Annotated in this window: 10 protein-coding genes and 1 riboswitch; of the genes, 2 read left to right on the forward strand and 8 right to left on the reverse strand. The window is 33.7% G+C overall.

Annotated elements, in window-relative coordinates:
- Positions 1-38: 38 nt before the first annotated feature.
- From Z054_RS0118125 to cbiE, 8 genes are all read right to left on the reverse strand, one after another.
- Positions 39-749: a hypothetical protein gene (locus Z054_RS0118125; protein WP_024771459.1), complete on the reverse strand. Its 711-nt coding sequence runs from the start codon at positions 747-749 to the stop codon at positions 39-41.
- On the reverse strand, positions 746-1,843 hold the full coding sequence (locus tag Z054_RS0118130; RefSeq protein ID WP_024771460.1) for a cobalt-precorrin-5B (C(1))-methyltransferase: 1,098 nt from the start codon (positions 1,841-1,843) through the stop codon (positions 746-748). The genes Z054_RS0118125 and Z054_RS0118130 overlap by 4 nt, the downstream gene beginning before the upstream one ends.
- A 373-nt stretch (positions 1,844-2,216) precedes the next feature.
- Positions 2,217-2,951, reverse strand: a complete 735-nt coding sequence (locus tag Z054_RS0118135) for a precorrin-6A/cobalt-precorrin-6A reductase (RefSeq protein WP_024771461.1) — start codon at positions 2,949-2,951, stop codon at positions 2,217-2,219.
- Positions 2,948-4,804: a precorrin-4 C(11)-methyltransferase gene (gene cobM, locus Z054_RS0118140; protein ID WP_024771462.1), complete on the reverse strand. Its 1,857-nt coding sequence runs from the start codon at positions 4,802-4,804 to the stop codon at positions 2,948-2,950. Before cobM ends, Z054_RS0118135 begins: the two co-directional genes overlap by 4 nt.
- A gap of 257 nt (positions 4,805-5,061) precedes the next feature.
- Positions 5,062-6,075: a glycosyltransferase family 2 protein gene (locus Z054_RS0118145; RefSeq protein ID WP_024771463.1), complete on the reverse strand. Its 1,014-nt coding sequence runs from the start codon at positions 6,073-6,075 to the stop codon at positions 5,062-5,064.
- Entirely contained in the window at positions 6,075-7,079 is a 1,005-nt protein-coding gene (locus tag Z054_RS0118150) for an NAD-dependent epimerase/dehydratase family protein (protein ID WP_024771464.1), read from the reverse strand. Before Z054_RS0118150 ends, Z054_RS0118145 begins: the two co-directional genes overlap by 1 nt.
- A 173-nt stretch (positions 7,080-7,252) precedes the next feature.
- Complete coding sequence (locus tag Z054_RS0118155; protein ID WP_024771465.1) at positions 7,253-7,654, reverse strand: hypothetical protein; 402 nt, start codon at positions 7,652-7,654, stop codon at positions 7,253-7,255.
- Positions 7,655-7,776: 122 nt separating this feature from the next.
- Positions 7,777-8,973, reverse strand: coding sequence for a precorrin-6y C5,15-methyltransferase (decarboxylating) subunit CbiE (gene cbiE / locus Z054_RS0118160; protein ID WP_024771466.1), 1,197 nt, complete (start codon positions 8,971-8,973; stop codon positions 7,777-7,779).
- Between the two features lie 201 nt (positions 8,974-9,174).
- A riboswitch (cobalamin riboswitch) is annotated at positions 9,175-9,363 on the forward strand.
- A gap of 104 nt (positions 9,364-9,467) precedes the next feature.
- On the opposite strand from cbiE, the gene Z054_RS0118165 reads away from it, so the two are divergent.
- Positions 9,468-11,807 carry a TonB-dependent siderophore receptor gene (locus Z054_RS0118165; protein ID WP_024771467.1) on the forward strand — a complete coding sequence of 780 codons (2,340 nt, stop codon included), beginning with the start codon at positions 9,468-9,470 and terminating at the stop codon, positions 11,805-11,807.
- Between the two features lie 104 nt (positions 11,808-11,911).
- Entirely contained in the window at positions 11,912-13,375 is a 1,464-nt protein-coding gene (locus Z054_RS0118170; protein WP_084050453.1) for a PepSY domain-containing protein, read from the forward strand.
- Positions 13,376-13,387 lie beyond the last annotated feature (12 nt).

Below are 13,387 nucleotides of genomic sequence, written 5' to 3' on the forward strand. Positions count from 1 at the left end.
AAGCAATATATGCTAGTAACTAACATACTTAAAGTTATTCAAAAAAGTACACTTTGTAATACCATAAACCCTACTAGTATAGAAATGATACCAATAACACCATTCATCCATTTAAATATCGACATATTACGTTCAATAAAACGGCTCATGGTAAAGATCAGCACATAACTATATACCGCCATAGAAAATATAATTCCAATAGATTCTATTATCAATATCAGGATGGCATCAGAGATGGTATCTGCGCTAATAATTAGTGCAGAGGTTAACGCACCTCCTGTACCTGCCAATCCATGTAACATCCCAATCCAAAACGACCTGTTAATAGGATTCATAGCAATTTCTTCGCCTCTTTTTCCATGTAGATGAATAGGATTATTAGCTACATGCTCATGTGCTTCTATTTTTTTATGATCCGCCATCATTTCATTAATCTTATGATTTCTTTTGATGGCCATTACACCTAGCCAAATCATAATTGGCCCGACAGAAAATTCTGCCCAGAAAGAAATACTTTCTACAAAAGCATGTAAGGCGGCTCTAAATGCTAAAGCGATTCCTCCAAACATCAACAAAGTTACCGAATGTCCTAATGCCCATTGAGATGCTGTAAATGCAGTCTTAAAAGACACTTTCTTTTTCTGAATGGCATTTTCTGCCGCGAGTACCGATACTGCAGACATATGATCCGGTTCAAAAGAATGTAAAACCCCTGCTATCAGAGGGCGAGCAAGATTCATGATGTTCATATAGTATATGATATGTGAGTTCCATCGTTATTAATCAGATACATAGCAATCGTTACATTTGGTGCTATTTTCTGACAATGATAATGGCATTCTTGTATTAGTTTTTGATAAAAATTTTCCTGGGCTGTAAAAGTAAAAATTTCCCGAAGACGTCCTGCCATATTTAATGCTAAAACTTTGTTAGCAATTTCTTCTGGATATCCTGCAGATATAGCTAGTTGATATATAAAATCTTTATCCCATGTTGTTTTTCCACTATGGGTATTCGTTCTGCCTTGTGCTAATTTTGCTGCTTTTCCTAACATAATTCCCATAGATACCTTGGTTATTTGAGGAGATTGATGGATTTTTTCGAAAGTTTCCTGTATCCAGTTTCCATAATGTATACAGGATACTTCTGAAATGTTAGGAAATATAGACCTCAACATTTTCTCACTACGAGCTCCAGAGTTTATTAATAATTCTGTCATACCATTTGCAACAGCAACATCAACCCCTTGTTGAATACTAGCAATATAAGAAGCGGCAGAAAACGGAGTGACAATACCGGTAGTTCCCAATATTGAAATTCCATGTAATATCCCTAAACGGCTATTCAATGTTTTTTTAGCAAGCTCTTCTCCATTTTTTACAGATATGGTAATGGTTACTCCATTCTTTTCAAGCTGATGGTCTGATACTATCTTTTTACAAACGATACGCATCATATCTCTGGGAACTGGATTGATTGCTGGCTCTCCAACAGGTATTTCTAATCCCGGTAAGGTAACTAGCCCAACTCCTTTTCCTCTTCTAAAAAGAATATCTCCAGTATCATTAAGAGATACAGTAACTGTGATCTCTGCCTTATGGGTTACATCAGGATCATCACCCGCATCTTTTACAGTTGAATATACAGCCTCTTTTTGTGTTAATTTATTGGGTTGAACTCGAAATGTAGCGATTTCACCTATAGGTAATTGCACTTGAGTCTCAGTAATTTCCTGTTGAGTCACTAAACTCCATAATGCAGCTTTAACACAGGCCGTAGCACAAGCCCCTGTAGTATACCCTTTTCGTAATGGTTTATCTGGTATGTCTTGTAATTCGCTCAATACTTATTGATTGTTGGTTTAACCCGCTTTATGCATTAGAAAATCTATTCCATCTTCCAACTACTGCAAATACTGACGCTTTGCTTTATTTTTTAATTTAACCATAGCGATGCTATGCTGAAATCAAGAAAACACCAGTATTTATGGCATTTGAAAACTTCATAACGAAGTTCTAATGCATAAAGCGGGTTTGATCCGATTCTATTTTCATATACCATTGCTTTTTCTCTTGGCGTGTCCCTTTGGGTCAGGCTATTCGTTACAACTCCTCGTATCGTCTACCCTTCGACAGGCTCAGCAAGACAATACTGTGGGGTTTTCACTACTATCCTTCACGCAAAATACCGCCATTAAAGAAACCCTTAACTAATCTCTATCTACTAATCATTTTAATGAGCTCTGCTTCTCTATTTATGCAAAGATATCGATTAGAAATTTTTGGTTTTTTAAGAATAACTATCGGAATATTTACTGCTAAGGCCGCAGCTATTTTTTCTTCCAGTTTCCCATTACTCCCACTTTCTTTAGTAAAAATTACAGCTGGAGATAGTTTGGTAAATAACTCCGTTTCGGCTGCTTTAGATTGAGGATATCCAAATAATAACTTTGTTTTTGGAAACCCAGCTTCATCGGCAATCACCCTGGAGCTATCGCGATCCAAAATACGAAACCAGGTGAGATGCTCTTCCCAATAAGATCGTAATTTTGTAATGGTTTGCACTCCCGAAAGTGCCAATAATGAACTATAGTTGTTTTTATTAAAATAACGTATTGCCTCTTCAAAACTATCTACATAAAATACTTTTTGATCTAGTATTCTGGGAGAAAACTGTCTTTGAAAACGTATCAAAGGTAGTGCAATCGAAATATCAGAAATCATTTGATGCAATTGTACCGCAAAAGGGTGAGAAGCATTAACAATATGTGTAACCTCGTGTTTCTTGCAAAAAGTTTCTAATAGAGAGCCTGTCATCACTCCATGAATTGGAATTCCTTTTCCTTCATAATCCACTTTTGTTTTGGTCGAATAGTAATACGGATATTCTAGTTCATCCAATATTCTGGCGACTTGTTTCCCTTCTGTGGTACCTCCAAAAACGAGTATCATGAGGATTGAATTTCTTTTTCTTTTTTCCTGAAAATATGATGCCATTTATCATCATATAACCACGATCTGTTTTTACGAGCACCTACGGCTTCGCCCACTACAATAAGTACAGTACGAGTTAGCTTATTTTTTTTGATGATAGTAGTTAGTTCAGAAAGGGTACCCGTCCATACTTCTTCATCTTCCCAACTTACACGGTATAGTATCGCTAATGGTGTATTTTCTGGATAATGTTCCAGAAGCTGTGCTTGTATTTTTTTAGCTATACCTACACTTAAAAAAATACACATAGTAGCTCTTAATTTTGCCATATCAGCAATTTTTTCGTGCTCTGGCATTGGTGTATTTCCCTCTCCTCGGGTAAGGATAATAGTTTGTGCTACTTCGGGAATGGTAAATTCTGATTTGAGATATGCAGCTGCCGCCTGAAATGATGAAATTCCCGGAACGATATAATAATCGTATCCTTTTTCATCAAAAATAGTCATCTGTTCCTGTATCGCTCCATATATAGAAGGATCCCCAGAATGTAAGCGTACAACAGATTTCCCTTGTTTATAATATTGATCAATAATCATTATTTGCTCTTCTAAGGTCATCGATGCAGAATTACGTACCAATGCGCCTTCTTTTGCCATATGTGTCAAAGCTTCTGGCACCAAACTCCCGGCATATAAAATACAATCTGCATTTTCTAGAATATACTGCCCTTTTAAGGTCAATAATTCTGGATCTCCCGATCCAGCACCCACTATTGCAATACTTGCTTTACGCTCATATCTGGCCGACAAGCTTAATGCATAGGTAAATTTCTTACCAGACGGCGTGAGAGCTTTTGTTTTTTCGACCAGCCACGTTGATTGACCTGCTATTAATGCCGCAGCTGCTTCAGAAACGCCATAAACACCTACTTTTTTCTTTACAACTTCTGAAGGGTTGGCAACTATAATGGTATTGAGTTCTTCGCCTGTATAGGTAATAAAAGGAATATTATAATACGCTGCAAAATCAAGATATGCTTGTTCCTCATTCTTAATAGTTGCAGATCCAATAGCGTAGATACTTTCTATCGCGATATGCTGTTCTTCTAATGCAGACTCTAATCCTTTCATTAGTAGTTGAGGCTCTATATCTTTTGCGCATCCACTACCTAATGCCACACAAGGAGGATAGAAACAAAGAAGAGGAGTCTCTGTAGCGATAAGTTCATAACCCACATATAGTATTAATTCATAATCGCTATGTTCAAAATCTTTCTGATCATAATAAATATCCACAAAATCCGGACAGGTTTTCTCCAGGTGTTGAACTCCTTTATTCTTAACTTTTAGAACTAATGCTGTAGATTTCCTATTCACAAACAATGACACGACCTTATTAGTAGGAATAGAACTTTTCATTTTCCATCCATAAGTTTCTGCCAACATATCCAATGCCCATAGGTTTTGCAAATCACTAGATGTAGATAACACGGCTTGCGCATTAAGGATTCTACTGATTTGAGTTGTGAGCGTATTGGCTTTACCAATATGACCGCTAAGTACAGCTTGTACAAATTTACCCTGATCATCAACATTAATCACAGCGGGATCACTTGTCTTATCTTTAATATGTGCAGCGATACTACGCACACAAATCCCTAATGCTCCGACAAAAATCCATGCATCATAGTTATGAAATGAATCTTCTATCAATTCTAATACCGAATTGATTTGCTTTATATCTTTACTAGCTTCTACAGTTCTTGTTGTAAACAGCTTAGAGCGATAAAATTCTTTTTGCAAGGTTTTAGCAATAGATACTCCCTGATCTGTAAAACAGAGTATTGCAACTTTTATAGTGTGTTCTGACATGTGTTTTTTGAAAAAGCTATTAAATTATATCATTTGTATTTTGAATTTACTGGCAAAGAAAATTAAGGTTTTTTTGTTTCAGTAAAGAATAAAAATCAAGCATAGCAGGGCTACGGGTTATTTTTATTCTGAAACTGAGATGAAAAAAGAACATTTTATTCCAGTAGATTTAAAGTGCAAATGGTATTACTCCTACGACACAAAGATATTAGGTTATTAACGTCTTAAAAAATGTTTATTAAGATTATACATACTTGTTATGCAAAAAACCAAAAATCAACAACAGGTTTTTTATTCCATAAGACGAGTAATTCTTCTATTTCTTTTTTCCCTGTTGGAGATGCTACCACAATAATTACCTGGGCATTCTCGACTGTTTTGATATCGTCATAATGCTCTAATCGTACTCCATAGATGTCCTTTCCTATTTTTCTCTCATTATCACATACCCAATGAAATTCATCAGTATAAGATTGTAAGAGTTTGGCCATATCTTTTCCGTTTTTCCCTGCGCCCCATAGTACTAAAGGTCGTGTTCTATCTCTATCTAATTCATAGAAAAAGCGTAGCTTAAGGTCAAAATATCGATTGTCTTTGTATTCTTCCCAGGTACGTGAGATTCTATCAGATCGATCTCTCCAGTGATGTAGAATTTTATCAATCCCTACAACTGTTAAACCTAACCTGTAGAATCGAAAACAGAGGTCGTAATCTTCTGGGTATATAATTGGATCAAAAGCACCTGCAGCATCAAAATCTTCTTTGTGTAGTAACCAACAATGAGACGGGATAACACATTCTCTATAAATCTCTTGATAGTGAGTACTTGTTCTGGCAACTTCATTAAGCCATTTTTCGTATTTAAGAAACCCATCACCCACAACACCTTCGTCAACAAAATGCTCAGTTCCTCCTGCAATCACAGTTCCTTTTCCATATCTACTCCATTCTTCTACAAGTACTTCTATTTTATACGCTGGCATTTTATCATCAGAATCCATTCTGTTGATCAATGTTCCTTTGGTTTCGGCATATCCTACTTGTAGTGTTGGGATTAATTTAGGTCTATCACTATTAAAAAATCGAATTCTAGAGTCTTTTGCAGCATACTCCTGCAAAATTTTTGGGCTATCATCTGATGAGTGATCATTTACTGCGATAAGTTCCCAGTTTTGATACGTTTGTGCCAGAATAGAATCTAAGCAATCCCGTAAATAGGGAGCCGTATCTTTGACTGCCATTATAATAGTAACTAGTGGTTGATTTGTCATTATCTTAAAGGTTTTCTCCAGGAATTCGGCAGCTTTTTTGTTATTTCAATGTTTTGGAATTCTTTACTAGAACGAGCCCCATGAGTCTTTACCCATTTGGCCATTTCTAAAAGCCCGGTTTCTAAATCTATATGTTTTTTGGGATTAAAAACAGTATCAAATTTTGAATGATTAGCATAGGCGTGAGTCACTTCCTCCCGTTTTTCTAGTTGTTCTATATTTAGTTCTGATTGCATTGCATTACTTACCGCTATTGCCAGTTCTTTTACAGAGTATACTGCATCATTTCCTATATTAAAAACTGTATTATGTGCTTCGGGTATCGTTACCGAACTAGCAATATAAGGTGCAATATCATCAATATGTGTAAAAGCTCTTGTTTGCTTACCATCTCCAAAAATGGTTAAAGGTTTATTTTCAAGAATTTGATTCATAAATATCCCAACAACATTACGATATTTATCTCCTATATTTTGATGTCTTCCGTATACATTATGAGGTCTGAAAATAATATAATCCATACCAAACATCTTCTGTGCATTTATCAGGTCCAATTCTACAGCATACTTTGCTATTCCATAAGGATCTTCCGGTTGCGGAAATTGTGTTTCTACCAATGGCAATGTATTTGTCCCATAGACTGCAATAGAAGAGGTGAAAACAAAACATTTCACTTCATGAACTACCGATGCGTTAATCAAATTAACACTACCGATCAGGTTATTCTGATAGTTGAAATTTCTAATAAAATGGCTTAATCCTTCAGCTGCATAAGCAGCCAAATGATAGACATAGGTGAACTTATACTTATCAAAAAGAGTATGTATTAAGGTAACGTCTAGTATCGAACCTTCATAAAATAGTGCTGCTGAGTTTATATTTTCCTTATCTCCTCCCGAAAGATCATCTAAAACGATAACCTGGTGATTTTGTTTTAGTAAATGATTAACCACATGCGAACCTATGAATCCCGCTCCGCCGGTTACAAGTGAAGTTATTTTCACACGTTTAATTTTTTAATGCTCGTTTCATTTGACAAACCTACATAAATTGATCATATATGGGACAGGTTTTGTTTAAAATGAATTATTTTCAAGATCTGTAATAGGGCTTGTTATAAACTTTCTGTTGTTTACACTCCTTATATAACAAGCCTTGTAAACAGACGCTAATGATTCTAAAGCCTATAACGATAATCCAATATGAGAAATGGAGTTATGCGGGTATTTGGGAGTGATTCAATCAAGTCTTCTGTGTCTGATCCTGGGCAATAACCTTCATTCAATAAAATGTTTTCATAAGTGACGCATCTATTATCATCGTTAGTTTTTGTTGTTTTATCAATAATAGTTTCAACATTCGGTGATGAAATGTTTTTAGTATCTATAACTTCTACAATAAGATTATTTGTAAATAATTTTTCAGAAGAAACAGTACTTATAACACTGTTGGTTTCTTCTACCTCTGTTTCTATTTCTATCTTTTTGATGTCGAGTTTGGACATATCACCATCCTTTCTAAAAGAATATAGAACAGCAGCACCAATCATCAGCAAACTAAGTAGTTTATTTTTTTTCATAATCATGTTCTTTTCCTAATACTTAGACACAAAAGTATACACTATATGAAGTGAAGAACACACTGGAAACCGTGAATTTTATTAAAAACGAGCAAACCGGATACTGAATAAAAATTAGATTTCTATTTGATTTTAGACCCTAATTTTATTGCTTTAAGCAACGTAATTGGATTGTATTCATCAAGTGATAATATGGATTCTTCTATGATAGTATACCCTATTTTTTTGCAACCCGCTTTAAAAGCTTGTACCGAACTTTCTTTTACAGCATTGATGACTATGCAGGTTTCAAGTTGTAAAACCGGAGCGATCTTTAGAAAAAGTTCTTCTAACCTGCCACCGTGACCACCAATAAAAATCGCTTTAGGCTTTGCTAATTGAGCAAGATCTTGCTCAAAAAAATCTCCCATTACTACCTGAATATCAGGAACCCCAAAACATTTCTGATTTTCTATCATAATTGCTTCACATTGTGGTCTTTTTTCGAATGCAACTACGGCTATATCTGGGTTCTTTAATTTTGCTTCTATACTAACAGATCCAGTACAAAAGCCGATATCCCATACTATATCAACATTAAGAATATCTAAATAATGCAAGGTCATTAATCGAATAGGCATTTTGGTAATCATCTTAGGCCTGCCAGGTAAGCCTTTAAAATCAGTGTCGCTTATCCCAAAATCAATTTGGCGATGTGCTGTTTTTTTTAGGATAACACAATTCAGTGAGTGAAACTTCATTGTTGAAGCTTCCAATAAAGATAATTTCTGAAATTTTTCCTGTTCTCCTTCTATGTCTTCTCCTACAATAATTTCATAATTATCATATCCATACTCCAAAAGTCTTTTTGCAATGGTCGCTGGAGTTTTTTCTGTATCTGTAAGCACTCCTATACTTTCTTTTTGTTGGATTAAGATAGTATCTAATGCTTTCCAGCTTCTTCCGTGTACACTTACGGTTTGTAGTTGGTTACTATTCAAATGCATTGCATTAGCCAATAATTGAATCGAACTAAAATAAGGAGTTGTTATGATTTCTGCATCTGGATATTTATTTTTTAATGTATTCGAAAATCCATAAAACAGTGGATTTCCGGAAGCAAAAACAATAATCGGTACTGCTGCTTTTTCATATGCCTCGAATACCTGAGACATCGGAGATTGAATAGCTATCCATTGATGATTTTTGGGAAGATAGTCTTTGACCAATTCATAATGACGTTTTCCTCCACTAAAAATACGAGTATCCAGAATGTTCTGTTGTTGTTCTGTCGTGAAATCCGGGGTCTTATTTCCGATACCTATAATATGGAAGATCATAGTGCTATTGATATTGTATGTATTCTCATAGAATCAACAAAGCTACAAAGTTAAAGTTTATAGAAATCAAAATATTTATCACTTCTCACTAAAACTCCATTCTTTCTATCATTTACAATTGTTTAGCGTTAAAGCAAAATATATTCAGTTATTTTAAATGAAAATATAACCTTTCAACTTAATCCAATAGCAAAAAAACTATATTTGCGCCCGATAAATGGTTTTTCACCTATGGTGAAAATTAAAAGGGAATTTGGTGAGAATCCAAAACTGTTCCCGCAACTGTAAGATTCACAAAAAGTAGTACCATAAAACCACTGTAGCAAAGGCTATGGGAAGGAGGTATTTACCGAGTTAAGTCAGGAGACCTGCCATAAAATCTAAATAATTATTAACTCTCGGGTAAAGAGTGAAAATAATAATAACTGCCTTTAACCTAAAAGGTAGCTTTTATTTATTTCTGCATTTTTCCCTGCTTAATCTCAATTTAAAAAATGAAAAAATTAGCATTATGCAGTGTCTTATTGTTATGGGGTTTCATTACCTATGCACAATCAAACATTACAATTACTGGAACTGTAAAAAGTCAAATTTCCGAAAAAGGAATTTCTAATGTTTCTGTTTATATACAACAGACAAATCACGAAACAATTACAGATGAAAAAGGAAAATATTCGATCTCATTAGAAAAAGGAAATTACAATATTTTGTTCTCTGCCATTAGCTATCAACAAACTATTAAAAATATTATTTTGGATAGAGAACCTCTCATTTTGGATGTAACACTTAAAAAAAACATTACTGGATTAGAAGAAGTATTTATTAATGGAGGAAACAATAAAACCAATAAGGAAATACTAAATGTTAACAAATTAGGAATCAAAAATATTGACATCCCTGTAACCACTAATAGTGTTAATGGTGAAATTATGCAACAACGTAATGTTTTTGATATCGGAGATGCAGTTAAAAGTGTTACAGGTGTAAGGCCTATAAATAGGTATGGAGGTTTCCAAACTTTTAGAATTAGAGGATTTAATAATTTTGTTATGCTAGTTGATGGTGTTAGAGATGAAAGGCACAACATATCTACAAGTGCACCTTCTACGAATCTGGTAAATGTAGAGAGAATAGAGGTACTCAAAGGGCCTGCAGGGGTTCTATATGGTCATTCGGCATTAGGAGGAATTATAAATATAGTCCGTAAAAAACCTACCTATAACCAAAAAGCTAATTTTAAAGCTACTTATGGTAGTTATGACACTTATAATATTGAAGGAGGTATTAGTGGTCCAGTTTCAGATAAATTACGTTATAGAATAGATATAGGAATGACACGTACCCAAGGGTGGAGAGATTATGGCATAGCGACTAATAATGGATCCTTAATGTTAGATTATACCCCTTCGGCAAATGACAAGTTAGCTTTCTACTTTCAAACTAATAAAGATGTATATGATACAGATACGGGTATTCCTGTAGATGAAGATAGCTCTATTATTTCAGGAATGGATCCAGAGACCAGATACAACGACCCACAGGATTATTTAAAACACAAGCGTCTTGATTATCAAATAAAATACTCACATGATTTTAATCCTAATTTAAAGTTATCAAATCTCTTATCGTATTCAAATGATGATATAGATTATCTTTCTACAGAATTTCTAGAGTTAAATCCAACTAAAGATTCTATCACCAGAGCTTTCCCGTTTTATTTTAATCATCAAACTAAAACTTTGCAAAATCAATTAGATTTAAGCTATACATTCAAAACAAGTACTATAGAACATAAGACATTACTAGGGAATTCTATCAGTATTTTAGATCGTAAGACTTTTAGAGGAGAAGTAATCGGTCCTGGAACTTTTACAACTATTTCTGTTCAAAACCCTACTTTAAACCAAGGGTACATTGAGGCAATAGATAATAAAGTTGATGTAAAAAAGGAGGTAGTATATGCATTTTATTTGCAAGATTGGATTAAATTTTCTGATAAATTTAAAGCACTAATAGGACTACGTTATGATACATTTACCGGAACTTATTATAGAGATATTATTAATAATAACAGAGCCTTAATTACTTCTGGAGTTCGCACAAAAATCCCTTCATCTTCATTCTCATATCGTGCTGGTATTGTTTACCAACCGGTTAAAGATATGATTAGCATTTTTGCTTCATACTCAAACTATTTTAAACCATCAAGAAGAGTAACTCCGAATGGAAAAGTATTTGACCCTGAAACAGGTTTTCAAAATGAATTAGGAATCAAGTTTCAAAAAAATGATCTGTTTACTGCTACACTTTCGGCTTATTTTATGTTAAAAAATAATATCGTAGAAAAAACAAGTGTCGACGATTACCAGCAAATAGGTTCTGCAGATTCTAAAGGCATAGAATTAGATATTGAATCAAAACCTTTTGAAGGATTTTATATTAAAGCAGGGTATGCTTTTATAGATGCCAAAATTAGAGATTATAACAAAACGCTACAAACTATACCTGCAGGAAACAGGTTACCATATGCTCCTAAAAATTCTATTAATTTCTGGGGAAATTATGAATTTCAGAAAGGGTATTTACACGGTTTGGGAATCGGTTTAGGACTAAATTACGTAGGTAAAAACTATACCAACTCAAGTAATACATATACATTACCTTCGTATACTACTATAGATGGATCCCTTTATTATCAAGCAAAAAAAGTTAGAATAGGATTAAACATAAATAATATAGCCGATACACTTTATTTTACCGATGCGATCTATTCAAATCAGTTTTTTCCTGGCCAAGGAAGAAACTATAAATTAAGTTTGGCATATAAGTTTTAAACAAATTTAAAAGGAGAATGTATCGATGCAATCTAACTATCGGTGCATTTTCCATTACTTTAATAAAATCTATAATTAGATACTCTGAAATATTATAAAAACAGATGAAAAAGATTATTTCTTTACATCATTGGCTTGGCACTTTTTTTTGTGCCTTATTCTTAATTTGGTTTTTATCAGGCTTTGTTATGATGTACCAAAGTTTTCCACATCTAAGTGAAACTGAAAGAATAGAAATGCTTTCTAATTCAGTAAGTACTGAAGTATTACCCCCTAAAAATGTTTTTAAAAATGATACTATTGGCGAGATATCTCAACTTAGACTGAATTATGTTCTCAATAGACCCGTTTTTCATTTGATTACAGGTCAGGGGAATTTTTTTTCCAAATATGCAGATAATGGACAAAAAGTGACCTTAACAAAAGAGATGGCATTAAAAATTGCAACAAAAAACACAGGAATAGCGGCTAATTCAACTGTCCAAATATTAGCAGAGCTAGACCAATGGATTCCAAGAACAAAGTATCTACCACATATGCCCATTTTCAAAATTGAATTTGAGGATAAAAACAATACGTTGGTTTATATCTCATCAATAACGGGAGAGCTACTTGCTATAAATACCAGTTCTGAAAGATTTTGGTCGTGGTTGGGTGCTATTCCTCATTGGATTTATTTTAAGGATATTAGAATTCATAATACATTATGGAGACAACTGGTAACATGGTTAGCCGCATTAGGGTTCATCATGGTAATTACAGGTATAATTACAGGGTTGGTGAGATACAAAAAGAAACCAAAGGCAAAATTTAAAAGATTCAAAAACAAATGGTACAATTATCATTATTATTTTGGATTGGTTTTTGGGGTATTTGTATGTACCTGGATTTTTAGCGGATGGATGAGTATGACACCTTTTGGATGGACTCCTAGTGCACAATTACAAAAAGAAGAAGTTCTAAAATGGCAAGCGCAAAAACATACTATAAATTATTATAATGAAGATAGTTGGAGTGGTTTTTTAAATCTGCAAAAACAAAAGAAATTTAAAGAAATAAGTTTTAATTTTTTTCAAAACAATGTTTACGCCCAAGTTTTTTTTCAAAATACAAGTTCTTTATATAGTTTATATAGTGCTAACCCTTCTTTAAGTATAGATAGCTATCAAAAAGTTATAAATTCTTTTTCTTCCGAAAATGGAGTGAAAGAAAGTATTCTCCTCAAAGAATATGATAATTATTATTATAGTCGGCATAATGACAAAGATTTACCCATAATTAGAATTAAAACCACTAAAAACACAACCTATTATATCAACCCAAAAACGACTAGAGTAGTATATAAATGTGCTACGAAAAACAAAATTCAACGTTGGATTTATAACGGCTTACATAGTTTAGATTTCTCATTTCTGGCATGGAACAGGCCGTTATGGGATATTGTTCTTTTTATTTTATTAACAGGAGGTACAGCACTTAGTTTTTCGGCAACTGGATTAGGGATTAAATTCATCAGAAGAAAAAATAGACGAAGGATAAAAAGAAAAGAGAAAAAATTTAAAAAATAAAGTTTTACAATA

The organism is Aquimarina macrocephali JAMB N27 (genome assembly GCF_000520995.1).
GTDB classification, from domain to species: Bacteria; Bacteroidota; Bacteroidia; order Flavobacteriales; family Flavobacteriaceae; genus Aquimarina; species Aquimarina macrocephali.